This window comes from Labrys sp. 22185 (genome assembly GCF_052045555.1).
In the GTDB taxonomy this organism is placed as follows: domain Bacteria; phylum Pseudomonadota; class Alphaproteobacteria; order Rhizobiales; family Labraceae; genus Labrys; species Labrys neptuniae.
The window spans coordinates 462,317-487,953 of the sequence record NZ_JBQEPH010000001.1 but is presented as its reverse complement, the minus strand read 5'-3'; the positions used below and the strand labels follow the sequence as shown (position 1 = coordinate 487,953).

20 protein-coding genes are annotated in these 25,637 nt (G+C 64.0%); 9 read left to right on the top strand and 11 right to left on the bottom strand.

The features are described 5' to 3' along the window. Positions 1 to 493 precede the first annotated feature (493 nt). The 4 genes from msrB to murJ all read left to right on the top strand — a co-directional run bounded on the left by msrB (position 494) and on the right by murJ (position 6,129). Positions 494 to 901: a peptide-methionine (R)-S-oxide reductase MsrB gene (gene msrB / locus ACTJKX_RS02245; RefSeq protein WP_394310138.1), complete on the top strand. Its 408-nt coding sequence runs from the start codon at positions 494 to 496 to the stop codon at positions 899 to 901. Between the two features lies 1 nt (position 902). Next, positions 903 to 3,038, top strand: coding sequence for a S9 family peptidase (locus tag ACTJKX_RS02240; protein ID WP_440724225.1), 2,136 nt, complete (start codon positions 903 to 905; stop codon positions 3,036 to 3,038). A 259-nt stretch (positions 3,039 to 3,297) separates the two neighbouring features. Continuing rightward, a complete protein-coding gene (locus tag ACTJKX_RS02235; protein WP_311933382.1) occupies positions 3,298 to 3,897 on the top strand; it encodes a superoxide dismutase in 600 nt (199 codons plus the stop codon). 702 nt (positions 3,898 to 4,599) lie between these two features. Beyond that, on the top strand, positions 4,600 to 6,129 hold the full coding sequence (gene murJ, locus ACTJKX_RS02230) for a murein biosynthesis integral membrane protein MurJ (RefSeq protein WP_440724224.1): 1,530 nt from the start codon (positions 4,600 to 4,602) through the stop codon (positions 6,127 to 6,129). Here murJ and ACTJKX_RS02225 read toward each other — a convergent pair. The 4 genes from ACTJKX_RS02225 to ACTJKX_RS02210 form a co-directional block, all read right to left on the bottom strand. Beyond that, positions 6,107 to 7,147 (bottom strand): zinc-dependent alcohol dehydrogenase family protein, encoded by a 1,041-nt coding sequence (locus ACTJKX_RS02225; RefSeq protein WP_394310144.1) that lies wholly within the window; start codon positions 7,145 to 7,147, stop codon positions 6,107 to 6,109. The genes murJ and ACTJKX_RS02225 overlap by 23 nt on opposite strands. Before the next feature lie 66 nt (positions 7,148 to 7,213). Next, positions 7,214 to 8,599, bottom strand: coding sequence for a M20/M25/M40 family metallo-hydrolase (locus ACTJKX_RS02220; protein WP_440724223.1), 1,386 nt, complete (start codon positions 8,597 to 8,599; stop codon positions 7,214 to 7,216). Positions 8,600 to 8,739: 140 nt separating this feature from the next. Further along, on the bottom strand, positions 8,740 to 9,198 hold the full coding sequence (locus ACTJKX_RS02215; RefSeq protein WP_156771527.1) for a response regulator: 459 nt from the start codon (positions 9,196 to 9,198) through the stop codon (positions 8,740 to 8,742). Between the two features lie 196 nt (positions 9,199 to 9,394). Continuing rightward, on the bottom strand, positions 9,395 to 10,897 hold the full coding sequence (locus ACTJKX_RS02210; protein WP_440724222.1) for a helicase HerA-like domain-containing protein: 1,503 nt from the start codon (positions 10,895 to 10,897) through the stop codon (positions 9,395 to 9,397). A 201-nt stretch (positions 10,898 to 11,098) separates the two neighbouring features. On the opposite strand from ACTJKX_RS02210, the gene ACTJKX_RS02205 reads away from it, so the two are divergent. The 3 genes from ACTJKX_RS02205 to scpA are packed head-to-tail and all read left to right on the top strand — an operon-like array spanning position 11,099 to position 15,003. Beyond that, positions 11,099 to 11,491: a DUF2780 domain-containing protein gene (locus tag ACTJKX_RS02205; RefSeq protein WP_068288794.1), complete on the top strand. Its 393-nt coding sequence runs from the start codon at positions 11,099 to 11,101 to the stop codon at positions 11,489 to 11,491. Positions 11,492 to 11,494: 3 nt separating this feature from the next. After that, the gene (locus ACTJKX_RS02200) at positions 11,495 to 12,847 is read left to right on the top strand and encodes a methylmalonyl-CoA mutase family protein (protein WP_440724221.1); all 1,353 of its coding nucleotides are present in this window, start codon (positions 11,495 to 11,497) and stop codon (positions 12,845 to 12,847) included. Further along, a complete protein-coding gene (scpA, locus tag ACTJKX_RS02195) occupies positions 12,844 to 15,003 on the top strand; it encodes a methylmalonyl-CoA mutase (RefSeq protein WP_394310152.1) in 2,160 nt (719 codons plus the stop codon). The genes ACTJKX_RS02200 and scpA overlap by 4 nt, the downstream gene beginning before the upstream one ends. Positions 15,004 to 15,130: 127 nt before the next feature. Here the strand turns inward: scpA and ACTJKX_RS02190 are convergent, their stop codons facing one another. From ACTJKX_RS02190 to ACTJKX_RS02165, 6 genes are all read right to left on the bottom strand, one after another. Then, entirely contained in the window at positions 15,131 to 16,714 is a 1,584-nt protein-coding gene (locus ACTJKX_RS02190; RefSeq protein WP_440724220.1) for a Na+/H+ antiporter, read from the bottom strand. A gap of 353 nt (positions 16,715 to 17,067) precedes the next feature. Further along, positions 17,068 to 18,579: an arabinosylfuranosidase ArfA gene (gene arfA, locus ACTJKX_RS02185; RefSeq protein WP_440724219.1), complete on the bottom strand. Its 1,512-nt coding sequence runs from the start codon at positions 18,577 to 18,579 to the stop codon at positions 17,068 to 17,070. Positions 18,580 to 18,773: 194 nt separating this feature from the next. Continuing rightward, a complete protein-coding gene (locus tag ACTJKX_RS02180; RefSeq protein WP_440724218.1) occupies positions 18,774 to 20,096 on the bottom strand; it encodes an extracellular solute-binding protein in 1,323 nt (440 codons plus the stop codon). Positions 20,097 to 20,174: 78 nt separating this feature from the next. Further along, positions 20,175 to 21,020 (bottom strand): carbohydrate ABC transporter permease, encoded by an 846-nt coding sequence (locus tag ACTJKX_RS02175; RefSeq protein ID WP_440724217.1) that lies wholly within the window; start codon positions 21,018 to 21,020, stop codon positions 20,175 to 20,177. A 3-nt stretch (positions 21,021 to 21,023) separates the two neighbouring features. Beyond that, positions 21,024 to 21,953 carry a carbohydrate ABC transporter permease gene (locus ACTJKX_RS02170; RefSeq protein WP_440724216.1) on the bottom strand — a complete coding sequence of 310 codons (930 nt, stop codon included), beginning with the start codon at positions 21,951 to 21,953 and terminating at the stop codon, positions 21,024 to 21,026. A 10-nt stretch (positions 21,954 to 21,963) separates the two neighbouring features. Further along, positions 21,964 to 23,043: an ABC transporter ATP-binding protein gene (locus ACTJKX_RS02165; protein WP_440724215.1), complete on the bottom strand. Its 1,080-nt coding sequence runs from the start codon at positions 23,041 to 23,043 to the stop codon at positions 21,964 to 21,966. Positions 23,044 to 23,304: 261 nt separating this feature from the next. On the opposite strand from ACTJKX_RS02165, the gene ACTJKX_RS02160 reads away from it, so the two are divergent. Further along, positions 23,305 to 24,048, top strand: coding sequence for a FadR/GntR family transcriptional regulator (locus ACTJKX_RS02160; RefSeq protein ID WP_311933396.1), 744 nt, complete (start codon positions 23,305 to 23,307; stop codon positions 24,046 to 24,048). 90 nt (positions 24,049 to 24,138) lie between these two features. Further along, positions 24,139 to 24,480 carry a cupin domain-containing protein gene (locus tag ACTJKX_RS02155; RefSeq protein ID WP_440724214.1) on the top strand — a complete coding sequence of 114 codons (342 nt, stop codon included), beginning with the start codon at positions 24,139 to 24,141 and terminating at the stop codon, positions 24,478 to 24,480. A 37-nt stretch (positions 24,481 to 24,517) separates the two neighbouring features. Here ACTJKX_RS02155 and ACTJKX_RS02150 read toward each other — a convergent pair whose 3' ends face one another. After that, positions 24,518 to 25,558, bottom strand: coding sequence for an alpha/beta hydrolase (locus ACTJKX_RS02150; protein ID WP_440724213.1), 1,041 nt, complete (start codon positions 25,556 to 25,558; stop codon positions 24,518 to 24,520). Positions 25,559 to 25,637 lie beyond the last annotated feature (79 nt).

Sequence of the window (25,637 nt, the reverse complement as noted above, 5' to 3'; positions counted from 1 at the left end):
TCAAGATCTTTTGCAAGACAAGCATGAATTTTGCACTACGCCGCATCTGATTACTGCCGTGAAAACATGCAACCGCCTACGTAAGACGCTCCCCTATCACAAATGGGTACTGCAACACCCGATCGGACTATCTGATCTGCACTGATGACCGGATAGGTCACGCCAGGCACGACAGCAGACTGCAATTGTAGAAAGGCGCACCTAACCAGCGCATTACGCAGCATCGCTGCGCCTGCCGCCGATCCCGCGCCGATGAGAAAGGTCTAGAATTCGACCGGCTTCCCTTGCGACAATTCCCACCCTCCGCAAACAGCAAATGCAAATTTGCAAGCCCGCCGCGGAATTCAACAAGACACTGAATTGCGAACTGTCGCCCCACCCCCTATTTACGACGAACTGAATAGTCTTCAAACGCTCGGCCCGTCGAATCAGTCGCAAAGTATGTCCACCGTTTCGATAGCATCCCTTTGCGGCAAAATATTGGGAGACAATTGTGCCAAACAAGAAAGTTAACAAAACAGATGCGGAATGGCGGTCGCTTCTCTCTCCAGAACAATACCACATTACCCGCGAACGCGGCACGGAGCGCGCTTTTACCGGACCTTTCTGGAACGCCAAAGAAAAAGGCACCTATTCCTGCGTCTGTTGCGGTGAGGAATTGTTCCGGTCGGACACTAAGTTCGATTCAGGCTGCGGCTGGCCGAGCTATTTCGAACCTGTGCGCGCGGATGCCGTAGTCGAGTTGGAGGACAGATCCTACGGCATGCGCCGTATCGAGATCCGCTGCGCCGCTTGCGATGCCCATCTCGGCCATGTCTTCCCGGATGGCCCGCCGCCTACGGGCCTGCGCTATTGCATCAACGGCCATGCCATGAACTTCACCCCCGACCAGAAGGCATGAGATGGTGACTTCCTCCCCCATTCTGCCGCCGATTGCCGAAAAGCGGCCAAGCAAACGCGTCGTTCACGGTATTGCGTTACAGGACGACTATGCTTGGCTGCGGGCGGACAATTGGCAGGACGTGCTGCGTGACGGCTCGACGCTGCCCGCCGACATCAAGACCCATCTCGAGCAGGAAAATCGCTATGCCGACGCCCAGCTTGCGGAGGGCGAGCACCTGCGGGCCGTCCTGTTCGAGGAGCTCAAGGGGAGAATCAAGGCCGACGACTCCTCGGTGCCCTCTCCGGACGGGCCCTTCGACTACTATTCGCGCTTCCGGCAGGGCGGACAGCACCGCCTGTTCTGCCGGCGCCCGCGTGGCGGCGGCGAGGAAACGCTGCTTCTGGACGGCGACGCCCTCGCAAAGGGCAAGAGCTTCTTTGCCTTCGGCGGTTTTGCCCCCTCGCCCGATCATCGGCTGATCGCCTGGAGTTGCGATGAGAACGGTTCGGAATTCCATACGATACGCCTGCTCGATACCTCGAAAGGCGTAATGCTCACCGACAATGTCCCCGATACGGAAGGCGAGGCCGTCTGGCTCGCGGATGGATCGGGCTTCTACTATGTGAGGCTCGACGAGAACCATCGCGCCTCCAGCGTGTGGCTGCATCTCTTGGCTACCCCAGCCGGTACCGACCGCCTCATCTATGAGGAGGCCGACGCCGGCATGTTCGTCGGTCTGTCGCAGACCCAGTCGCGCCGTCTGGCGGTCATCGACATCCACGATCATGAAACCTCGGAAGTCCGGGTGATCCGCCTCGAGGATGGCGACAGCCGCGTGCATCTGATCGCCGCGCGCCAGGAAGGCGTGCAATATGAGATCGAACACCGCCCCTTGCCGGACGGGAAGGATCAGTTGCTGATCCTGACCAATTTCGACGATGCCGAGGATTTCCGCATCATGACCGCGCCTCTGGCGACGCCCGTACAGGCGTCTTCAGCTCAGGCGTCCTCAATTCAGGCATCCTGGAGCGACCTCATCCCGCATAAGCCGGGCCGCTATATCCTCGACATCGTGCTGCTGGCCGATTGGCTGGTCCGGCTCGAGCGCGAGGACGGCCTGCCGCGCATCGTGATCCGCTCCTTGTCCAGCGGCGAGGAACACGCCATCGACTTTGCCGAGGAAGCCTATTCCCTCGCGCTCGATGGCGGCATGGAGTTTGCGACAGACCGGATCCGGTTCGTCTATTCCTCGATGACCACGCCGGCCGAGACCTATGACTACGACATGCGCTCGCGCGAGCGTGTTCTGCGTAAGCGCCAGGAGGTTCCATCCGGACACGATCCTGCGCTCTACGTCACCCGCCGGGTCTTCGCCCCCACGGCCGATGGCGAAAGCGTGCCTATCAGCCTGCTCTACCGCAAGGAAACCGCCCTAGACGGCTCGGCACCGCTGCTGCTCTACGGCTATGGCGCCTATGGCCTGTCGATGCCGGCGCAGTTTTCCACCAACGCGCTGTCATTGGTCGACCGTGGCTTCGTCTATGCCATCGCCCATATTCGCGGCGGCACGGAAAAAGGCTGGCGCTGGTATCGCGAAGGCAAGCTCGCCAAGAAACCCAACACCTTCCAGGACTTCATCGCGGCCGGCAGCTATCTGGCGGAACGCGGTTTCACGGCCCGCAAGCGGATCGTCGCCCATGGCGGCTCGGCCGGCGGCATGCTGATGGGCGCCGTCGCCAATCTCGCTCCCGACCTGTTCGGTGCCATCGTGGCAGAGGTTCCCTTCGTCGACGTGCTCACCACCATGCTCGACGACAGCCTGCCCCTCACCCCGCCGGAGTGGCCCGAATGGGGCAATCCGATCGAGGACGAAGCGGCTTTCCGGACCATTCTTTCCTACAGCCCGGTCGACAACGTGGCCGCCCGTCCCTACCCGCCCATCCTGGCCCTCGCCGGCCTGACCGATCCCCGCGTGACCTATTGGGAACCGGCCAAGTGGGTGGCGCGGCTGCGCGAGAAGAACCCGCAGGGCAATCCGGTGATCTTCAAGGTCAATATGGATTCGGGCCATGGCGGGGCTTCCGGGCGCTTCGAACGGCTGAAGGAAGTGGCGCTGGTCCAGGCCTTCGCCCTGCAGAGGATGGGAGCGGCGTGACTTAAAAATCATGCCGGTCACCCTGCCAAATCAGTTCCCTTCCAGCGCCATCGCGCTTAAGTTTGCCCGCCGATGGTGCATCGGCCTTGCAGCCCGCTCCAGCGGGCATCGAGGCCGCTAGCCGCCACCCCTTCACTCGGCTCCCGCCCGGATGGCTGCAAGATCTTCGATCTCGCGGCAACCGTTCGGGAACACTGGACGGGCGGGCTGCGTTTTGTAGCCATGCCCATCGCCATCATGTCACTTCATGAGGAACACCATGTCCTTCACGCTCCCCGAACTGACCTACTCCTATGACGCCCTCGCGCCCTACATGTCGCGCGAAACGCTGGAGTTCCACCACGACAAGCATCACCTTGCCTATGTGAACAACGGCAACAACCTGCTCAAGGGCACGGAGTGGGAAGGCAAGAGCCTCGAGGACATCGTCAAGGGCTCCTATGGCAAGAATGCCGGCCTGTTCAACAATGCCGGCCAGCACTACAACCATCTGCATTTCTGGAAGTGGCTGAAGCCGAATGGCGGCGGCGCCATCCCCGGCAACCTCGAAAAAGCCATCGTCGACGGCCTCGGCTCGGTGGACAAGGCCAAGGAAGAATTCATCCAGGCCGGCGTCACCCAGTTCGGTTCGGGCTGGGCCTGGCTTGCCGTCAAGGACGGCAAGGTCATCGTCGCCAAGACCCCGAACGGCGAGAGCCCGCTGGTGCACGGCGCTACGCCGATCCTCGGCGTCGACGTCTGGGAGCATTCCTATTACATCGACTATCGCAATCGTCGCCCCGACTATCTCAAGGCTTTCGTCGACAACCTGGTGAACTGGGAATATGTCGCCGAGCTCTATGAAGCGGCAGTGAAGTAAGCAGCTCCGGAGCGCCATTCGGCCCGTGGGCTCGAATGGCGCTTACTTTCAAAGAGGTCGCCCCGCGCCTTCGTCACACCCTGTCTGACTGCAGGACGTTTTCGGATATTCTGTCGAGAAGCTGAAAGGGCGGAGCGTTCTCCGCCCTTTTCATTTTAGGAGACTTGATAGTCGATCCGTCCCGCGCAGTGCATGGCTTGCCCCATTTTGGGCACAAGGCGTAAATGCAAAATCTTGGACATGAAACACAACCTATTGATATATCTATTCTTTATAGGGAAACGGTAGCGGAGCACCTGCAATCGTTACGCATGGCTCGCCTAGCAGCCATGCAAACTCAGCAATTGTTTATTGTGCGGCGCACACTAAACTAATCCCTATCAAACGGCGCGGAATTTTTCCCCGTTTGATAGCCCTCCTTGGGCGTTTCCTCCCTAGACTTGGGCCGCAGCGCAAGCTGCGGCCTCTTTCTTTTCTGGTACCCGTTACACGCTGGCGCGAGTCCCCGGAATCACAAGGCGGCCGTAAACAACGTGGAAACAAATCGGGCTCACGCCTGAACGCAGCTGGCCCGAACGACAGCTTCTCCACCGAAAATCCCTGCCGCCATCATCCGTTGGCAACCTTTTCAAGGCGATAGTGCCTGTTCCCGCCGATCAAAGCCGCGTATAGGCGGAGCTGACATCACGATAGGCCCTCTCCTTGCTGAAGAACATTCTTTCCATCGGCGCCTGGACCATGGTGTCGCGCGTGACCGGTTTTGTCCGGGACGCCTTGATGGCCGCCCTGATGGGAAGCGGCCCGGCCGCCGAGGCCTTCATCGTCGCCTTCCGCCTGCCGAACAATTTCCGCGCCATCTTCGGCGAAGGCGCCTTCAACGCCTCCTTCGTGCCGGCCTACACCAGGGTCCACCAGCAGGATGGCGACGACGCCGCACGGCTGTTCCAGGGGCGGATCGTGTCGATATTGCTGATCTCGCAGGTCATCCTGCTGGGATTGGTGCTGATCTTCACGCCGCAATTCGTCGGCTTGAATGCGCCGGGCTTCGAGGGTGAGCGCTTCGATCTTGCCGTAACGCTCACCCGCATCACTTTTCCCTATCTCATCCTGATCACCCTGGCCACGCTCTATGGCGGCGTGCTCAACGCCGTCGGACGCTTCACGGCGGCTGCCGCGGCACCGATCCTGCTCAATGTGGCGATGATCGCCACCCTGCTCGCGCATCATTGGTTCCCGACCACCGCCCATGCCGCGGCCTGGGGCCTCACCATCTCCGGTGTCCTGCAGCTCGGCTTCATGCTGTGGGCGGCGCGCCGGGCCCGTGTGCTCGCCAAGCCCGAGCCGATCAAGCTGGACGCGCCGGTGAAAGCTTTCTTCAAGGCGCTGGGGCCGGCCACCATCGGCTCGATGGGCACGCAAATCGCCATCTTCGCCGACACCATCATCGCCTCGCTGCTATCGGCCGGCGCGGTGGCGGCACTCTACTATGCCGACCGCATCAATCAGCTGCCGCTCGGCATCATCGGCATCGCGGCCGGCACCGTGATCCTGCCGCAGATGAGTCGCCTGTTGGCGGCCGGACAGGTCGACGAGGCGCATGCCGCCCAGCGGCGGACCATCTTCCTGACCTGGCTGCTGGCAGCCCCCTTTCTCGCCGGCTTCCTCGCGGTCCCCGATCTCATCATGCGCGCGCTCTTCATGCGCGGCGCCTTTACGGCTGGTGACGCGGCGGCCGCCTCCAGCGCCCTTCTCGCTTATGGCGCAGGCTTGCCGGCCGTGGTGCTGATCCGCTCGGCCGTCGCCAGCTTCTACGCCCGTGGCGATACGGCGACGCCACTCTGGGCCTCCCTCACCGGCATCGCCGTCAACATCGGGCTGAAGGTCGTCCTGATGGGGCCGCTCCAGCAGGCGGGCCTTGCCCTGGCGACCTCGCTCGGTGCCTGGGTCAATCTCGGCCTCCTCACGGTACTGGCGAGCCGCCGCGGCTTCATGCATCTCGACAGGCGCCTCTATGCCATGCTGGCTTGCGTCGCCCTGGCGACCGTCACCGCCGGCCTGGCCATGTACGCAGCCGCCACCGCCCTGGTGCCACTCCTGGCCGGGCTCTCCCATATCGGCGACATCATCGGCCTCGCCCTCGTCGGCATCGTTGGCGCCGCGTTCTACGGCGCCACCGTGTATTGCGCGTTCGGCACGGCCGGCATGGACCTCAAAAGCGCGTTACGACGCTGATGCCGACGCCGTCGAAGCGGTCCATCCGCATCAGGGCTTCCGGCGCCTCGTCGAGGCCGATGCGGCTGCCGATCAGCTTCTGAGGCGCCAGCTTGCCGGCGGCGATCATGTCGAACATCGCCTGGTAGCGGAAAGCCTGCATGCCGTGGCTGCCGAGGATCTCGAGCTCATAGGCGATCACCCGGTCCATCGGTATCGGCGGCCGGGCATGGTCGCCCAGCATCAGGCCGACCTGGATGTGGCGGCCGCGCCGACGTAGATTGCCGATGGAATTGACGCTGGTGACGGGATGGCCAAGCGCGTCCAGCGATACCTGGGCGCCACCGCCGGTGAGGTCTCGGACCGCTGCGACGACATCCTTGGTCTGGGCCGCATTGATGGTTGCCACCGCGCCGAACTGGCGGGCGAAATCCAGCTTTTCGTCGGTCAGGTCGATGGCCACGACATTGGCGCCGACGGCGCTGGCAATCATGATCGCCGACAGCCCGACGCCGCCGCAGCCATGCACGGCGACCCAATCGCCTGCCCGGACCCGTCCCTGGTCGACCACCGCCCTGAAAGAGGTGGCGAAGCGGCAACCCAGGCTCGCCGCTGTCGCCGAATCGAGGGCCTCGGGCAATTCCACCAGATTGGCATCGGCGAAATCGAGCGCCACGAATTCCGCGAAAGACCCCCATCCCGTAAAGCCCGGCTGGAACTGCTGTTCGCAGACCTGCTGATTGCCGCCGGCACATTCCCGGCAATGGCCACAGCCCGCGACGAAAGGCACCGTGACGCGCTGCCCCGCGCGCCAGCGCCGGACCTGGCTGCCGACCGCCACGATGGTGCCGGCCAATTCGTGCCCAGGCACATGGGGCAGCACGATATCGGGGTCATGCCCCATCCAGCCATGCCAGTCGCTGCGGCACAGGCCCGTGGCCTCGACCTTGACGACCACGCCTTCCGGCGAGGGCGCCGGATCGGGCACGCTCTGCAGTCTCGGCGGCTGCCCGAATTGTTCGAAAACCACAGCTTTCATGGTGGACCCGTATCGCAGCCAATGGACGAGGGCCGGCGCTGGCGCCGGCCCTGCTCGAGGCCTGCCCTATTTGGCGAGCGCATCGAGAATGCGCACCCAGGAGCGGATGCCCCGATGGAAGCTGCGCACATCGTATTTCTCGTTGGGCGAATGGATCTGATCGTCTTCCAGGGCAAAGCCGATCAGGAGCGAATCGATGCCGAGGATGCGCTGCATGTCGCCGACCACCGGGATCGAACCGCCCGACCCGATCACCGGCGCGGTGCGGCCCCATTCCTCCGCCAGCGCCGCTCGCGCCTTGGCAAGCGGCTCGCTATTCGCAGGTACGGCGATCGCCGGTCCCATGCCATGCGACTGGAATTCGGCCTTGCAGTCTGCAGGCAGGCGATCGGTCACGAATTTGCGAAAGGCAGCCTGCACCTTTTCGGGCTCTTGGCCTGCCACGAGGCGGAACGACACCTTGGCGAAAGCCTGCGCGGCGATCACCGTCTTGGCGCCCTCTCCCTCATAGCCGCCACTGATGCCGTTGACGTCACAGGTCGGGCGCACGGTGATCTGCTCGAGCACCGTACGGTCCTTCTCGCCGGCCGGCACCTTCAGGCCGACTTCGGCGAGATAGGCCTCGCCGTCGAAGTCGAGGGCAGCCCACTCGGCCTTCACTGCCTCGGGCAATTCCTGCACGCCGTCGTAGAAGCCCGGCAGGGTGACGCTGCCATTGTCGTCATGCAGGGCAGCCAGGATCTTCGACAGCACCCGAATCGGGTTCTGGGCAGCGCCGCCATACATGCCCGAATGCAGGTCGCGGCTGGCGGCCTTGATGGTGACTTCCTCATAGACCATGCCGCGCAGCATGGTGGTGATGGCCGGCGTTTCGCGATCCCACATATCGGTATCGCAAACCAGGCAGAAATCGGCCTTCAGCTCGTCCTTGTTCTCCTCGAGGAAGGGAATGAGGCTGCGCGAGGACGATTCTTCTTCGCCCTCGAGGAACACCGTCACATCGACGGGCAATTCCCCCTGGGTCTCGATCAGGGCACGGCAGGCCTCGATGAAGGTCATCACCTGGCCCTTGTCGTCGGAAGCGCCTCTGGCCACGATGATGTCGCCATGGGGACCGGGCTTGCGCACCGGCTCGAACGGCTTGGTGTGCCACAGATTGAGCGGATCCGGCGGCTGCACGTCATAGTGGCCGTAAAACAGGACATGCGGCACGCCCGGCTTGCCGGTGCGGCGATGTCCCACCACCATGGGATGGCCGATGGTCTTGCGAGGGGAGGCATCGAAGCCGATGTCCCTCAAGACCGAGGCGGCCCATTCGGCCGCCTTCTGGCAATCGCCGGCATAGGCGCTGTCGGCGGAGATCGAGGGAATACGGAGAAATTCGAACAGCCGGTCGAGGCTGGCATCGAGTGCCGTGTCGGCAGCATCGAGCGCTTTATTGATGTCAGACATGTGCCTTAACGATGCGGGTGAGAAAGCGCCAAGCTAACGCGCCTTGCCCGATCTGGGTAGGGCCGACTTGCCTTCCGATGGCATTTTCGCGGCCCATGGCTGCGCCCTGCCCTGAGCGGGAAGGGCAAGAATAGCGCTGGTCAGCTCGCAAGGCTCCGCATCCGGGCGGTGAGTCGCGTGCGCTGGATCATCGATCCCACCCGCCGATAGATCTGCCGCGGCGAGACCGGCTCGGTCAGCACGGCATCGAAACCAGCCTGGGTGGCGGTGAGAAGCGCAGCACGGTTCGGCTGGTTTGCAACCAGCAGAATCGGCACTTCGCGCAGTTCGCCTCCTTCGTCCTGGCTCAGTGCGCCCAACAACGCAAAGGCGTCCGCAAGCACCGGCAGTGCGATCACAACACCCAGCGGCGGATCCCGCCGCGCCATCTCCAGAGCATCCACGATACCCGAAGCAAGTCTGACTTTGGTCATGCCGAAATCCAGCAGGTTCTCACGCCAAAACTCGGCAACCTCTCGGTTTGGATTCACTAGTAAAATATCAGCAGATTGTATTACTTTTCTATTCGACCGGTCGTTCAGTATAGTTGCGCCATCCATCGCCCAAGAGCCTCCAGCAATCGCGCTTCAAAAGCTCATACGCCAAGGGTACCCAAACGTATATGCTGATCCCAATACCTCACCAGGAGGGCTAGGAATGCAATACGGGAAATTTGACGTAGGCGGCCCGAATAACGGCGAACTGGTAGTACTTGTATACTGACTCTTCAGCTATGGCATTGCGAGAGAGCATGCCTCAGCGTCGTGAACGGCCGCCGAGCACACCTCTCAGGATCGCCTGGGTAATTTCCCGGCCGGCCGTCGTGGCGATCGTGCGCGTCACCGAGCGAATCACGGCCTGTGAGGTCGTCATGCGGCCGGAAGCACGCCCACCGCCACTGCCCGAACCGAACACGCTCCCCAGGACGCTGCCGAGCAAACCGCCGCCCTCCTCCGCCTGCTCGGCGGACGCCGCCTCGTCGGTGACGCGGCGCTGCAGCATTTCGAAGGCCGATTCGCGATCGACCACGGTTTCATATTTGCCGCGCAGCGGGGAAGCCTGCAGGATCGCCTGGCGTTCGGCCGGCGTGATGGCGCCCACGCGTGCCGCCGGCGGCAGGATTAGCGCCCGCTGCACGATGGAAGGCACGCCATTGCCTTCGAGGAAGGAAACCAGGGCCTCGCCCTTGCCGAGCTCCGAGATGACCTTGGCGGTGTCGAGATCGGGATTGGGGCGGAAGGTCTCGGCAGCGGCCTTGACCGCCTTCTGATCGCGCGGGGTGAAGGCGCGCAGAGCATGCTGCACGCGATTGCCGAGCTGGCCGAGCACGGCGTCGGGCACGTCGAGCGGGTTCTGGGTGACGAAATAGACACCGATGCCCTTGGAGCGGATCAGGCGCACCACCTGCTCGATCTTCTGCAACAGTGCGGGCGGGGCATCGTTGAACAACAGATGCGCTTCATCGAAAAAGAACACCAGCTTGGGCTTGTCGAGGTCGCCGACCTCGGGCAGTTGCTCGAAGAGCTCGGACAGCAGCCAGAGCAGGAAGGTGGCGTAGAGCTGGGGCGCCATCATCAGCTTGTCGGCGGCCAGGATGTTGATGGTACCGCGCCCCTTGGCATCGAGCAGGCCGATATCGGCCAGCGACAGGGCCGGCTCGCCGAAGAATTTGTCGCCACCCTGCTGCTGCAGCGCCAGGAGCTGGCGCTGGATCGCCCCCACCGTCGTCTTGGAGACATTGCCATAGGTCTTGATTAGTTCGGCGGCCTTGTCGGCCATGTCGGCCAGCAGGGCCTGGAGATCCTTGAGATCGAGCAGCAGCAGGCCCTGGTCGTCGGCAAGCTTGAAGGCGGCGTTGAGCACGCCCTCCTGGACATCGTTGAGCTGCAGCATCCGCGCCAGAAGCAGCGGCCCGACATCGGAGACCGTCGCGCGGATCGGCATGCCCTGTTCGCCGAAGACGTCCCAGAACTGCACCGGGAACTGGTCGGGCTGATAGGTGATGCCGACATCGGCGGCCCTCTTGACGATGAAGTCCTTGGCTTCGCCGCGCTGGGAAACGCCGGATAGGTCGCCCTTGATGTCGGCGGCGAAGACCGGCACGCCACGGGCGGAGAAACCCTCCGCCAGCACTTGCAGGGTCACCGTCTTGCCGGTTCCCGTCGCCCCGGTGACCAACCCATGGCGATTGCCGAAGGCCAGCGCGAGATATTGAGGCTCCGCGCTCTTGGCGACGAAAATCCGGCTCTGATCGGTCATCTCTTCCTGTCCTGAACGGTCAAATCGCAACGCAAACCATAACCGGCCGCGCCGCCAATCGCTACGGCCAATGGCTTGATGAAGTGTTACAAGTATTTAAAGCCACGGCCTTGATCTCCATGGCAAAATGGGAAACAGAGAAGAGCGGTTTGCCTACCGTGTGTCTCTGGTAGCAGCCGCGTCACGTCAGGGAGAAGAAAGATGGAAGAGCTGGTCGCCCAACTAGGTGCGAAGATTGGCGTGAGCCCCGAAGTTGCGACGCAGGCTATCGGTGCCGTGCTTGCCTTCCTGGAGCGGGAAGGACCCGCCGACGCGGTATCGAAGCTCGTCGATTCGATCAGTGGCGCGCGTGAAGTCACCAATGAGGCCATGAATGCCCAGAGCGGCGGTTTCATGGGCATGCTGGCCGGCATGGTCGGCCATGTCGGCGGCGGCATTGCAGGCCTCGGCGGCCAGCTGATGGCGCTCGGCCTCGACCTCAACCAGATCCAGGCGATCGGCAAGGAGCTCTTCGCCTATGCCGAGAAGGAAGCCGGGCCGGAAGTCGTCGGCAAGATCGTTGCCGAGATCCCTGAACTCGGCCAGTTCGTCTGAGCCATGGCGGAGGCGGATGCGGATGAGGCCCGTTGGCGCGACGCCGTCGCCGGCGTGCTCAAGGGAGCCTCCTTCGAGGACAGGCTGACCAGCCTGTTGCCGGACGGCGCGCGCCTCCAGCCCATCCATGCCCGCATGGCCGGCGCCCTGCCCATTCCCGGGCGGCCGCCGGCTGCACCCTGGACCATCGTCCAGCGTGCCGACCATTCCGATGTCGTACCGGCGAACAGCCAGCTCCTCGAGGATCTCGAGGGCGGTGCCGGCGGCATGACGCTGGTGACGACGCAAAGCCCGTTCGCCCGCGGCTTCGGCGTCGTGATCACCTCGGCCGGCAGCCTGGACGGCCTGCTGGCCGGAGTCGTGCGCAATGCGATCGAGATCCGGCTCGAAGCGGGGCCGCAGACCCTCGAAGTCGCGCGCTGGCTCAGCGAGATCGAAGGCGGCACTGTTCATTACGGTTATGACCCGATCGGCCAACTCGCCACCACCGGCATCTTGCCAACCGGCTGGCCCTCGACAGCTTCGGTTCTCGCCAATCATCGGCAAGGCGGCACGGTGCTGACCGCCGATAGCCGCCCCTTTCATGAGGCCGGCGCGACCCCGGGGCTCGAGCTCGCCAGCACGCTGAGCTCGGCACTGTCCTATCTGCGCGTGCTGGAAGCGACCGGCCTGCGCCTCGAAGAAGCGCGCCACTGCATCGGCTTTACCCTCGCCGCTGATCAGGACGTGTTCACCACCATCGCCAAGCTCCGGGCCCTGCGCCTGCTCTGGCTCGAGATCGAGGATGCCTGCGACCTTGCCTCCTCCCCGATCCATGTCCACGCGGAAACCGCCTGGCGCATGCTGAGCCGGCGCGACCCGGCCACCAACATGCTGCGCAACGGACTGGCTGCCGCTGCGGCGGGGCTGGGCGGGGCCGACAGTGTCGCCATCCTGCCCCATACCGCCGCCAACGGGCTCGCCGACACCCATGCCCGGCGCGTTGCCCGCAATTGCCAGCATGTCCTGATCAGCGAGGCCAATCTGCACCGCATCGCCGATCCGGCCGCCGGCTCCGGCGGGCTGGAGGCGATGACGCAGGCTCTGTGCGAGGCCGGCTGGACCCAGTTCCAGGCGATCGAACGCCAGGGCGGCATCATCAATGTGATCCAGTCGGGCTGGCTGCAGGAAGAGATCCAGAGGCTGCGCCGGCCCGTCGGTACCATCATCGGCGCCAACAAATACACCCTGGCGGAGGAACCGGCGGTTTCGGTGCTGCGGCCGGCCCCGGACGAGGAGGCCCCGCCCCCCTCGCCGGCCCTGAGCCGCAAGCGCGACGCGCTCGCCTTCGAAAGCCTGTCGGGAGGCACCCCATGAGCCGCATCCCCGATTTTTCCGCGCGTCCCCGCCGCCGACCCGCCCCTGGACCGCTCTTGACCGGCGAGGTCTGGCGCACGCCCGAGGGCATCGACATCAAGGCCGTGCATGGCGAGAGCGACCTGATCGGCCTGCAGGCGGTCGATTCCTGGCCGGGCCTGCCGCCCTTCCTGCGCGGCCCCTACCCGACCATGTATGTCCAGCAGCCCTGGACCATTCGCCAATATGCCGGCTTTTCGACCGCCGAGGAATCCAACGCCTTTTATCGGCGCAACCTTGCGGCAGGCCAGAAGGGCCTCTCGATCGCCTTCGACCTCGCCACCCATCGCGGCTATGATTCCGACCATCCGCGCGTGACCGGCGATGTCGGCATGGCCGGCGTCGCCATCGATTCCATCATCGACATGCGCACCTTGTTCCAGGGCATCCCGCTCGACGAGATGTCGGTGTCGATGACCATGAACGGCGCAGTGCTGCCGATCCTGGCCCTCTACATCGTGGCGGCCGAGGAACAGGGCGTATCGCCCGACAAGCTGGCGGGGACCATTCAGAACGACATTCTGAAGGAGTTCATGGTCCGCAACACCTATATCTACCCGCCGGGCCCCTCCATGCGCATCGTCGGCGACATCATCGCCTACACCGCGCGGAACATGCCGAAATTCAACGCGATCTCGATCTCCGGCTACCACATGCAGGAGGCCGGCGCGACGCAGGACCTGGAGCTCGGCTACACCCTGGCCGACGGTGTCGAATACATCAAGGCCGGGCTGAAGGCCGGGCTCGACATCGACCATTTCGCCCCGCGCCTGTCCTTCTTCTTCGCCATCGGCATGAATTTCACCATGGAGGTGGCCAAGCTGCGGGCCGCCCGGATGCTGTGGACGCGGCTGGTGCAGCAGTTCAATCCGAAGTCGGCCAAGTCGCTGGCCTTGCGCACGCATTGCCAGACGTCCGGCTGGTCGCTGACGGCACAGGACGTCTACAACAACGTCACGCGCACCTTGATCGAGGCGATGGCGGCCACGCAGGGCGGCACCCAGTCCCTGCACACCAACGCCCTTGACGAGGCCCTGGCGCTGCCGACGGACTTTTCGGCCCGCATCGCCCGCAACACCCAGCTCGTGCTGCAGCAGGAGAGCGGCACCACCAGGCTGATCGATCCCTGGGGCGGCGCCCACGCCATCGAAAGCCTCACCGCCGACCTCGCCGCCAAGGCCTGGCAGCATATCGAGGAAGTCGAGGCGCTGGGCGGCATGGCCAAGGCGATCGAGGCCGGCTTGCCCAAACTGCGCATCGAGGAAGCCGCCAGCCGGACCCAGGCCCGCATCGATGCCGGCGAGCAGGCGGTGATCGGCGTCAACATCTACAAGCCGCAATCGGAGCCACCGCTCGACCTGCTCAAGGTCGACAATTCGGCGGTACGGGCGGCCCAGATCGCCAAGCTCGAGCAGTTGAAGGCCGAGCGCGATCCGACGGCGCTCGAAAAGGCGCTGGACGCCCTGAGCAAGGGCGCCGAAGGCGATGCCAATCTCCTCGCCCTTGCCGTCGAGGCGGCCCGGGCCAAGGCGACCGTCGGCGAGATCTCCTCGGCGCTCGAAAAGGTGTTCAGCCGCCATAAGGCTGAGATCCGTGCCACTTCCGGCGTCTACAAGGCCGCGATGAGCGGCGATGGCATCGCCAAGGTCCAGCAGAAGACGCAGACCTTCCGTGAGGAAGAGGGACGTCCACCCAAGATCCTGGTGGCCAAGATGGGCCAGGACGGCCATGATCGCGGCCAGAAGGTGATCGCCTCGGCTTTCGGCGATCTCGGCTTCGAGGTCGAGATCGGCCCCCTGTTCGCCACGCCCGACGAAGTCGCCAGGCAGGCAGCCGACAGCGACGTCCATATCGTCGGTGTCTCCTCCCTCACCGCCGGGCACCTGACATTGGTTCCCGCCTTGCGCAAGGCCCTGGTGGCCGAGGGGCGGCCCGACATCATGATCGTGGTAGGCGGCGTGGTGCCCGAGCAGGATTTCGAAGCGCTCTACACCGCGGGTGCCCAGGCGATCTTCCCGCCCGGCACCGTGATCACCGAGGCTGCCGGCGGCCTGCTCGACGAATTGCTGAACCAGTTGCGCCACCGGCACCACAACAGGCCACGGGACGCTCAGTGACGGCCGGCGTTTTATGGGATCGCAGGCATCCCTGCCTGCTCTTCCTTGAGACGCCGCGGTTCCAAGGGCAGGCAAGGATGCCTGCGATCCCAATGTACTCCGCCAAGATCGTCACGGCCCGCCCTCATCACGATTTGGCGGAGATCGCGCTCAATTCTTCCAGGTCGAGGTCCCGCTCCAGTTCGTGCAGCGTCTCGTTGTCGATCTTTCCGAGCCGGTGGAGGCGAATGAGTTCGTCGCGCCCGGTGGCGATTGCCGCCAAAACGACGTCGAAATGGGCGTGCAGCCCTGGCTGATACGCTTCGGTCCGCTCGGCATAGTCGACGATCATCGTGGCCCGGCGCTGGTAGCGCTCCAGCAATCGGGGATGGATGAGCGTCCCCTCGCTGTCATAGGCGAGCTTCTCGATGGTAACCAATTGCTTCTGCGCCATGGCGGATTCGGCCTGGGCCATGGTGAGGCGCGCCCGCTCCGATTCCGGCTCGACCGGCTTCACCCAGCCGATCACCCGCCCCAGGGTGGTGCCCTGGACGAGCACCGTTCCCAGGATGACGGCGAACGACGTCACCAGGATGAAGTCGCGGCCGGGAAAGCCTTCCGGTATGCTCAGCGCCAGGGCCAGGGTGACGACGCCGCGCACGCCAGCCCAACTCAGGATGGTGGCGTTGGCAAGGCCGAGCGGCGTGTAGCGATCGAGCCCCGCAGCCCTGCAAAGCCGGATCACCAGATCGGACCCGAACACCCAGGCAAAGCGTGCAAGGGTGAGTGCCGCGAGGATCACCAGAATGGGCACGGCCATGGTATCGGCCACCACGCCGAATCCGCCACCGCGCTCCACCACGCCACGCAGGGTGAAGCCGATCAGGATGAAGACCGCCGCTTCCATCAGGAAGATCATCACGGTCCAAAACGCCGTGCCGCGCATGCGTACCGAAGCCGAAAACACGGTGTGCTGGTACCAGCCGGCGATCAAGCCCGTGGTGACCGTGGCGATGACGCCGGAGACGTGGAGCATCTCGCCCAGCAGGTAGGACGACCAGGACAACAGGCAGGTGGCAGCGATGATCAGATATTCGTCACCGAGGCGGCGGGCGAGCAGCACCCATGTCGCGCCCGCTGCGACACCAACGAGGACACCGCCCAGTGCCAGCAGGAAGAACTCGCCGACCGCATCCACCGCACTGAAGGTGCCGGTGACGCCCGCAGCGATGGCAAAGCGGAACAGCACCAGGCCGCTGGCATCGTTGAACAGGCTCTCGCCCTCGAGCAGGATCTGCAGGCGCCGGGGCAGCTTCACCCGTTGCAGCACGGCGCGGGCGGAGACGGCATCGGGCGGCGAGACGATCGCCCCGAGCGCCGCACAGGCGGCCCAGGGCAAGGACGGGAAGACGAGATGGGTCGCCACCGCGACGACGACGCAGGTAAAGACCACTGCCCCGACCGCCAGCGAGGCGATACCGATCATGTGGCGCCGCAACCGGCCGAGCGCGATGAACCAGGCCCCGTCCATCAGCAGCGGCGGCAGGAAGATGACGAGCACCAGGTTGGGATCGAGCGCAATGGCAGGCAGGCCCGGCAGAAAGGCGAGCGATGCGCCGCCGACCAGCAGCGCCACGGAGGGCGGCAGCCCCAGCTTGTGGGCGGCATAATGCAGCACGATGATCGCCAGGAACATCGCGATCACCAGTTCGAACAGGTGAATTGGGTCCATCCGCCTCTGCCCCGATTTGGCTTTTGCAGACCCTATAACGTCACGTCAGAAATGAAAGCCGGCGTTTTCGGCACAAATGCCGGGTTGATGAGCCCTGTCGTGCCTCTCATTTTGAGGAGCACGGCCAGGACGAGCGAGACGCGCCAGTCCTTCCCCGATTTCGAGGAAGGTGGCGATGCGAAGCATCGACGGAAGGCGGAGAGTGGCTCAAATCGAGCAACAATAAGCACTGTAGCGCCACTCTCCCCCACCCGGCCTTTCGGGCCACCCTCCCCGCAGACGGGAAGGAATTGGCGCGCTCAACTCTGAAATCCAGCCTTGTTCAACTCGTTCGGCGAAATCGCCTCCTCCGCTCAGCGCGGCGCGGTGACGATCACGTTCCAGGAGCCCGGCAAGAGCCGCGCCTGCAGGCGATCTCCCTCCAGGCTCACCTTCTCGATCGGCGCCGGCGCGACGGTATCCTGGGCGTCTTTGGTGTTCACCGCCTTCATATTGGGATGATGGATCTGCAAAGCTTCCACCACCTGGCGGTTGCCGCCGAAGCCGCGCAGCAGGACCTCGAGGTCCATCGGCTCGCCGAGATGGCGGTTCAGGGCGAAGATGGTGACCTGGCCGGTCGTCTCGTCCTCGGTGACGCAGGCATGGAGGTAGGGAATTTCCGGCGCCGTCTTGCCGGCATAGGAGGGTGAGGAGATCAGCGAGCGCAGCACGCGGCCATGGGCATGGCGTGCCGTGAGCGCGAAGGGATGGAAGATGGTCTGGCGCCAAGCCGCTCCGCCCGGCTCCGTCATGATCGGTCCGATGATGTTCACGAGCTGGGCAATGCAGGCGCATTTCACGCGGTCGGCATTGTTGAGCAGCGTGATCAGCGCACCGCCCACCAGGAGCGCATCCTCGGTGTTGTAGACCTCCTCGATCAGCGGCGGATGCTCGGGCCAGCCCGGCTTGCGCAGATGCTCGTGGGTGCGGGCCTTGTACCAGACATTCCACTCGTCGAGGGACAGCATGATCCGCTTGGGCGAGCGACGCGTGGCGGCCACGGCGTCGGCAATGGCGACCACTTCGCGGATGAAGGCCTCCAGCAGCTCGATATTGCCGAGGAACTCCTCGGTGCTGTCATGCGGGTTCTGGAAATAGGTGTGCAGAGAGATGAAGTCGACATAGTCGAAGCAATGGTCGAGGACTTCGTATTCCCAGCGGGCATAGGTGGCCATGTCGCGGTTGGACGAACCGCAGGCAGCCAGTTCGATGGAGGGATCGACCCAGCGCATCACCTTGGCGGTCTCATGGGCGATGCGGCCATATTCGCCCGCCGTCTTGGCGCCGATCTGCCAGGGGCCGTCCATCTCGTTGCCCAGGCACCAGAACTTGATGTCGTGCGGCTTCTCATAGCCGTGGCTCTTGCGCAGCTCCGACAGCTCGGTGCCACCCGGATGGTTGCAATATTCGATGAAGCGCCGCGCTTCGTCATGGTCGCGGGTGCCGAGATTGACGCCGAACATCGGCTCGACCCCGACCTTACGGGACCAGTCCATGAATTCATTGGTGCCGAAGGCGTTGGTCTCGGTCGAGAACCAGGCGAGGTCGAGCCGGCGCGGCCGCTTCTCCACCGGGCCGACGCCGTCTTCCCAATTGTAGCCGGACAGGAAATTGCCGCCGGGATAGCGCACGATGGTAGTGCCGAGTTCGCGGGTCAGCTCGGCGACGTCCTGGCGAAAACCCTGGTCATCGGCGGTGGGATGGCCGGGCTCGAAGATACCGGTATAGACGCACCGTCCCATATGCTCGACGAAGGTACCGAAGATACGGCGGTCGAGATCGGAGATGATGAAATCGTGATCGACGATCAGGCGGGCGGACGGCATGGCGAAAACTGACCTTTGAACCGGGGAAATATCGGGCGGAAAAGGGACCCACGGCGGGAGGAGAGCCGTGGGTCCTAGAGCGTTTTCCAGAAAAGCTGATGGACTTTTCGATTAAGAAAACGCGTCAAAACAAAGAGTTAGAGAGAGTGGGATTTAAAGAAATCATACTTTCTCTAGCTGTGGCGAACGCGGCCTTACTTCGCGTTCGCCAGCAATTCGTTGATGCGGGACTGGGCATCGGCGAGGGCGGCGTCGATCTCCTTGTCGCCGGTCACTCCGGCGGTGACCTCGTCATTCTCGATCTCCTGGATCGCGAACTGGCGCTTCACCGCCGCCGGACGGGCGGCGCCGTTGGTGGTCAGCGGTGCGAGATCGGCCCGATGCGGCAGGGCCTTGAACTCGGCGCTGTCGGCCACGGATCTGCGGATGGGCAGATGGCCGGTGCGCGCCCACTGGAAATCATTGTCCCACAGGAATTTCAGGAATTCGTAGGCCGATTTGCGCTGAGCATCGCTGAGATCGGCCTTGAGGACCACCCAGCTATGTCCGTCGGCCCAGACGCGCGGGCTGCCGGGATAGAGCTGCGGGAAAGGCACTACCGCATAGCCGTTGGACAGGGGAGCGCCACTCTTCTTGGATTCCTGGTCATAGGTATCGACCAGCCAGGTGCCGCAGATGAACACGCCCGCATCGCCGGCCGCGAAGCTGGCGACCGAGGCGGCATAGTCCTGCCCCTTGGTGGTGTCGCCGTTCTGGTAGAGCGCCTTCAGCAGTGTCGCGGCGTTCTTGGCCTCGGGCGTGGCGAAATTGACCTTGGTTGGATCGGCGAAGAATTCTGAATTCTGCTGGTAGAGCAGCGTATCGAAGGTGCGCGTGAAGAAGGCACGCTCATTGGCGATGGTCCAGACGAAATAGGGCTTGCCCGTCTTTTCCTTGAACTGCTTGGCCTGGGCCAGCAGTTCCTCGCCATTCTTGGGCAGGATCGGCTTGCCGGCAGCATCGACGAGGCCGGCCTGCTTGAACAGGTTCAGATTGATGTGCCAGAGCCAGGTATGGGTATCGAAGGGCAAGGCATAGGTCTTGCCGTCCTTGGTGACCCCGGCCTTGGCAGCATCGGTGAAGTCAGCGGTATCGACACCCGCCGCCTTCAGGCCCTCGTCGAGGGGTTCCAGCAGCCCGCGCGAGGAATAGTCGCTGATCACGGCCTCATGCATGACCGAGATGGTCGGCGGTTCGCCTGAGCGGATGCGGGCGGTGAGCTGGTCATAGCCCGGCCATTCGACGATATCGACCTTGACGCGGGTATCCTTGCTCTCGGCGTTGAACTTGTTGATCAGCGCCGTGATGATGCCGCACTCGCCATTGGCCTTGGCGACATCCGTCACCGTGCCATAGTCGGCTTCGCAGGCCCCGAAGAAGCGCGATACCGAGATCTCGGTCTTGTCCTGGGCGAGGCCGACCTGCGACGACAGCAGCAAGAGAGCCCCGGCATAGAGCAATCGTTTCAAACCGATCATGCATTTCCTCCGTTTCGGCCGATTTTGTTCAAGGTCGAGCGCGCGGCCGGGACGCGGAACCAGGAGATCTTCTCGGAGTCAGCGGATCGCGGCGCCGGCCACGGCGCGGACGATGTATTTCTGGAAGAACAGGTAGACGATGAAGACGGGCAGCCCGGCGAAGACGGCCTGGGCCATCAGGAAGCCGAGCCCCTCGGACTGGGCAAAATTGGTCTGGGTCGAGGCCATGCCGACGGTGAGGGTGAACATGTCCGGCTTGGTCGCCGAGATCAGGGGCCACAAATAGTCGTTCCAGGCCGACAGGAAGGTGAAGATGCCGAGCGTGGCCTGGGCCGGGATGGTCAGCGGCAGCACCACCTTCCAGAAGATCTTGAAGCGCGAGGCATTGTCGAGCATCGCGGCCTCGTCGATGTCGCGCGGGATGGCCTTGAAATATTGGGTCATCAGGAAGACGCCGAAGGCATGGGACAGCCCCGGCAGGATCAGCGCCGGATAGCCATTGTGCATCTTCCAGTCGGTGAACATCTGGTGGCGGGCGATGATCACCGCCTGTTCGGGGATGGCGAGGCCCAGCAGCACCAGCACGAACAGGATGTCCCGGCCGAAGAATTCGGTGCGTGCGAAGCCGTAGCCGGCCAGGGATGACAGCACCAGTGTGCCGATGGTCATGCCGCCGGCCACGATCATGGAGTTGAGCAGCCAGCGAAACACGCCGGATGACGCGATGATGTCGGTGTAGTTCTTCAACGTATAGGGCGGATGCAGGGCCGTGGCGGTCGAGAGCATCAGCTCCGAATTGGGCTTGAAGGAGAGCACGATCACCCACGCGACCGGCACCAGCCAGGCGAAGGCCAGGACCAGGACACAAGCCAGGATCACCCGGTCCCCTGCGGTGCGGCCGACGAATTGCTGCGCGCTCGCCATGGCCTAGCCCTCCGCGCGCCGGCGGGCGGCGACATATTGCAGGATCGCGGCAACGGCCATCAGCAGGAACAGCACCTCGGAGGCCGCGGCGGCATAGCCGACATTCCAGCGCTGGAAGCCCTCCTCATAGATGAACTGCACGATGGGGCGGGAGGCGTTGTTGGGCCCTCCCCTGGTGAGAAGCTGCGCCTGGCCGAAGAGCTGGAACTGCGCGACGATCTCGTAGATCGCCACGACGACGACGCTACGCCGGATCGAGGGCAGCGTGATCGACCAGAAGGAGCGCCAGCGCCCGGCATTGTCCAGCGCGGCGGCCTCGTAGAGTTCGCCCGGTATCTGCTGCAGGGCGGCGAGGAAGAGCATCATCGGCAGGCCGATCACCCACCACAGCGTGCACAGCGCGATGGCCGGCAGGGCAAGCTCCTGGCTGGTGAGGAACTGGATCGGCGGCAGGCCGAAGATCGAGAGGATGCCGGCGATCAGGCCCCGGTCCGGCAGATACATCATCTTCCAGATGATGGTGACGATGGTCACCGACAGCACCGAGGTGCCGAAGAAGATCGCCCGCAGGGCGGCGCTGCCTTTACTCTCCCGGTTGAGGGCAAGCGCGAGGGCAAGGCCGATGGCGACGAAAACCGGCACCGTCATCAGCACGAAGACGAAGGTATTGCTCACCGTGCCCAGGAAGACCTTGTCGGCGAACAGGCGGCGAAAATTTGCCATGCCGGCAAAGGAGGCGGTCTGGTCGAACATGTCGTATTCCTGCAGGCTGATCCAGATGCCTCGAAACAGCGGATAGACCAGCAGGACGGCATAGACGGCGAGGAACGGCAGCACGAACAGGAGATTGCGCCAGCTCGGCCCGATCGAGGCGCCGGCATAGCGGGGTGCGGGCGTCGCGGCCGCCGTGGAGGCAAGGCTCTGCGTGGACATCAGCCCCTCCTCACGCGGCATGGAAGGCGCGGCCGCCATCGTCGAACAGATGGGCAGCTTGCGAATCCACCGAGAAGCGGGCTTCGCCACCAGCAACGGCGGTCGAAGCGCCCTTGTCCTCGGCGACCAGCGAGGTGCCGTCGGGCAGGCGCACATAAAGATGCGTGCGGTCGCCGAGGCGCTCGACCACTTCGATCCGGCCGGCAAGGGAGCCCGCCGGATCGGCGCGGACAGCCTCCGCCCTCACCCCCAGGCGCAGCTTGGCACCCTGAGGCAGGGTGGCGACGGGCACGCGGGTGGCGATGCCGGTGCCATCGGCCAGCCTGGCGGCGGCAAGGCCGCCCTGCTCGGCGACCGTGACGGGCAGGAAATTCATGGCGGGCGAGCCGACGAAACGGGCCACGAATTCGGTGGCGGGCCGTGAATAGACCTCCATGGGCGTACCCACCTGCTCGATCTTGCGGGCGTTCATCACCACGATGCGCTCGGCCAGGGTCATCGCCTCGACCTGGTCATGGGTAACGAAGATGGTGGTAGCCTGGACCTGCTGGTGCAGGCGGGCCAGCTCGACACGGGTGCGCACACGCAGCGCCGCATCGAGATTGGAAAGCGGTTCGTCGAACAGATAGGCCTTGGGGCTCTTCACCAGAGCGCGGCCGATGGCGACACGCTGGCGCTGGCCGCCGGAGAGCTGGCCGGGCTTGCGGGCAAGCAGCGGCTCGATCTCCAGGATGCGCGCCGCTTCCTTCACCCGGCGATCGATCTCCTGGCCGGGCACCGCGATGTTGCGCAGGCCGAAGGCCATGTTCTCGTAGATCGTCATATGCGGATAGAGCGCATAGTGCTGGAACACCATGGCGACGCCGCGCGCGCCGGGGGGAAGCTGGTCGACCCTCTGGCCGCCGATCGAGATCGAGCCGCCATCGACGCGCTCCAGCCCCGCGATCATGCGCAGCAAGGTGGACTTTCCGCAGCCCGAGGGCCCGAGAAAGGCAATGAACTCACCCGAGCGGATCTTCAAAGAGAGGTCTGCGATGACGTTCACGGCGCCAAAGGTCTTGGACACCCTGTCGATGTCGATGGCACTCAAGGCCTCTTCCTCCTACCATCTTTTCTTATTATCATCTGATGATAAGATAGAAGCAATCGCGATCCGGTGTCAATCCATCGGCGGGTCGGATATCGGCAATTTGTAGGAGGATTCATAATTGGCAGGAGGGTTGTTGGGCGCTTTGTTCGCCCCCGATAGCGGTGATAAGAGGTGGAGTGCCCTCCCAGGCACGGTCGGAGTTGCCCGTGCGAAGGGCGCGTTCCCGCCTGGGTCCGGCCGCGGGCTGGTTTGGAGATGAGTATGTTCGAGCGGGATACCGCCATCAGCACGATGAGTGCGCAGGTCGCACGCATCATCGGCACCCGCATCACCTCGGGAGAGTTCCGCCCCGGCGACACCCTGCCGATCGAGAACGAACTCTGCCAGGCCTATGGCGTCAGCCGCTCGACAGTGCGCGAGGCGGTAAAGAACCTGGCGGCCAAGGGGCTGGTCGAGGTTTCGCCCAAGACCGGCACGCGCGTCCTGCCCTTCGCCGACTGGAACCTGCTCGACCAGGACGTGCTGTCCTGGCGCCTCAATGCCCAGTTCGACGAACGCATCATCGAGGATCTCTACGAGATGCGGAATTGCTTCGAGCCGCGCGCCTGCTTCCTGGCGGCGCGGGACGGCTCGGCGGATGACCTCGAACGCATCCGCATGCGCTTTGCGGACCTCGTTTCCATGCTCGGGCAACCGGCCTTGGCGGCCGGCGCGGAGACGGAGTTCCATCTCGCCATCATGACGGCCACCCATAACGGCCTGTTCGTCACCATCGGGCGAGCGGTCAAGACGGCGCTGAAAGTCTCCTTCGGCCTGACGCAGCGCAGCGCCAATGGGCAGGCGATGGACCTGCAGCCCTATCAGGCCGTCGTCTCGGCGATTCTCGCCCGCAAAGCGGACGAGGCATCGCGCGCCATGAGCCAATTGCTGGAAATCTCGAGGGCCCGCATGCTGGAGGCCCTGCGCAATGCGCCACGCGCCGTGGAGAAGACGGCCGGCGAATAGAGGCCGCGCCGGCCAGATGGCGATAAGCGGGACAGCGCTCCGGACCTGTGCTTATCTTCCCACCGTAACTGGACAGCGAGGTGAAGTCCGATGATCCGCAGCAAGGAGCTCTTCGCCCGGTCCGCTGACGTCGAATGGCAGCCGACGCCGGACGGCAACCGGCGACGCATTCTCGCCTATACCGACGAACTGATGATGGTCGAATTCGCCTTCGAGAAGGATGGCGTGGGCTGGCTGCATTCGCATCCCCACATCCAGTCCAGCTATGTCGCCGAGGGGCGGTTCGAGGTCACCATCGCGGGCAGAACCGAAACGCTTGCCGCCGGCGACAGCTTCATCGTGCCCTCCGGCCTCGAACATGGCGTCAAGGCGATCGAGAAAGGCCGACTGGTCGACTGTTTCACCCCGCACCGCGCCGATTTCCTGGCGTAGTTCTTCCCTCAGGCGATTGCGCGAGCGGCGCCGGAGACTACTGGTCCGCGTTCTCGATCGCCCGGGCAACCACGGCCCGCACTTCCTCGCGGCTCATGAAAATGTCGTGGTTGATGAAGCCGGAGCCGAAATCGGAGGCGTCGACCACCTTCACGCCGGTCTTCTGCAGTTCCTCGCTGTCACCGGAACCGACCCGCGGCACACCACCGGCGAGCTTGGTCGAGATCTCCAGGGCGCGGTCGTTCTTGGAGACGATCACCGTCATCTTCGACGACAGCGACGACAGCCGCTTCATCTGGCGACGGAAGAGGTCGAGGTCGACATCCGGGTTGGCCAGCACGATGGCGCCGAAATGATTGGGAAGCGAGGCCCCCATGCGATCGGACATCGAGCGCAGGGCTTCCATCATCACCATGCTGCCCATGGAATGGGCGATCAGGTTGATGCGGCCGACCTTGGGATCGTTGGCGAGCGCGGTGAGCGTGTCCTCCAGGGCATCGCGCGACCACATCGCGCTGTCCTTGTCGGTGACATAGTCCAGCAAAGCCGCACGCGAGGGCCAGGAGAACAGCACCGGCACGCCCGAGAACTTGATGCCGTCGACCAGCTTGGCATAGCTCGTCGCCGCGCTGTCGAAGGTTTCGTTGTAGCCGTGGACATAGACGATGACGTCACGCCCCTCGGCCTGCGTCGCAAGGGAGGTGGCCGGCTGGTCTCCCGGCAGGGCGCTCACCCCGGCCACCGACCAGCCAGGTGTGGAAACCGGGTTGACTGCGGCCAGCAGCGACTTGGACGGCGGATACATCACCAGGCGCGCAGCGGTCGGGTCGGAAGCGCGCTTGGCCCCGAACCAGGGTTCCTTGTTGCCGGTCGAATTGCGCGTGGTCATCACCAGCATGGTCATGCCGCCGCGCCAGATGCCGAGCGGGGCGGTGTTGGCCGCCTGGTCGTTCGAGGCCGTGTTGGTCAGCACGGGCTTCAGGGACGAGGTCGAGTCACCGGAATCGTCATCGATCCCGACGCAGCCCGTCAGCACAAGTGCCGAAGCGATCAAAGCAAAGAGCGAGGCGACCCGCATCGAAACCCAATCCTGTTTGCTTAAGCTGCCCTCAATGCAGCAAAAGGGGTGAATAGTCAGTGAACGGGCGAAATTGAGG

Coding starts and splice junctions, on each gene's coding strand:
- ACTJKX_RS02240 (WP_440724225.1), top strand. CDS start 903: ATGGTGACTTCCTCCCCCATTCTGCCGCCGATTGCCGAAAAGCGGCCA.
- ACTJKX_RS02235 (WP_311933382.1), top strand. CDS start 3,298: ATGTCCTTCACGCTCCCCGAACTGACCTACTCCTATGACGCCCTCGCG.
- ACTJKX_RS02225 (WP_394310144.1), bottom strand. CDS start 7,147: ATGAAAGCTGTGGTTTTCGAACAATTCGGGCAGCCGCCGAGACTGCAG.
- ACTJKX_RS02220 (WP_440724223.1), bottom strand. CDS start 8,599: ATGTCTGACATCAATAAAGCGCTCGATGCTGCCGACACGGCACTCGAT.
- ACTJKX_RS02215 (WP_156771527.1), bottom strand. CDS start 9,198: ATGGATGGCGCAACTATACTGAACGACCGGTCGAATAGAAAAGTAATA.
- ACTJKX_RS02210 (WP_440724222.1), bottom strand. CDS start 10,897: ATGACCGATCAGAGCCGGATTTTCGTCGCCAAGAGCGCGGAGCCTCAA.
- ACTJKX_RS02205 (WP_068288794.1), top strand. CDS start 11,099: ATGGAAGAGCTGGTCGCCCAACTAGGTGCGAAGATTGGCGTGAGCCCC.
- ACTJKX_RS02200 (WP_440724221.1), top strand. CDS start 11,495: ATGGCGGAGGCGGATGCGGATGAGGCCCGTTGGCGCGACGCCGTCGCC.
- scpA (WP_394310152.1), top strand. CDS start 12,844: ATGAGCCGCATCCCCGATTTTTCCGCGCGTCCCCGCCGCCGACCCGCC.
- ACTJKX_RS02190 (WP_440724220.1), bottom strand. CDS start 16,714: ATGGACCCAATTCACCTGTTCGAACTGGTGATCGCGATGTTCCTGGCG.
- arfA (WP_440724219.1), bottom strand. CDS start 18,579: ATGCCGTCCGCCCGCCTGATCGTCGATCACGATTTCATCATCTCCGAT.
- ACTJKX_RS02180 (WP_440724218.1), bottom strand. CDS start 20,096: ATGATCGGTTTGAAACGATTGCTCTATGCCGGGGCTCTCTTGCTGCTG.
- ACTJKX_RS02175 (WP_440724217.1), bottom strand. CDS start 21,020: ATGGCGAGCGCGCAGCAATTCGTCGGCCGCACCGCAGGGGACCGGGTG.
- ACTJKX_RS02170 (WP_440724216.1), bottom strand. CDS start 21,953: ATGTCCACGCAGAGCCTTGCCTCCACGGCGGCCGCGACGCCCGCACCC.
- ACTJKX_RS02160 (WP_311933396.1), top strand. CDS start 23,305: ATGTTCGAGCGGGATACCGCCATCAGCACGATGAGTGCGCAGGTCGCA.
- ACTJKX_RS02155 (WP_440724214.1), top strand. CDS start 24,139: ATGATCCGCAGCAAGGAGCTCTTCGCCCGGTCCGCTGACGTCGAATGG.
- ACTJKX_RS02150 (WP_440724213.1), bottom strand. CDS start 25,558: ATGCGGGTCGCCTCGCTCTTTGCTTTGATCGCTTCGGCACTTGTGCTG.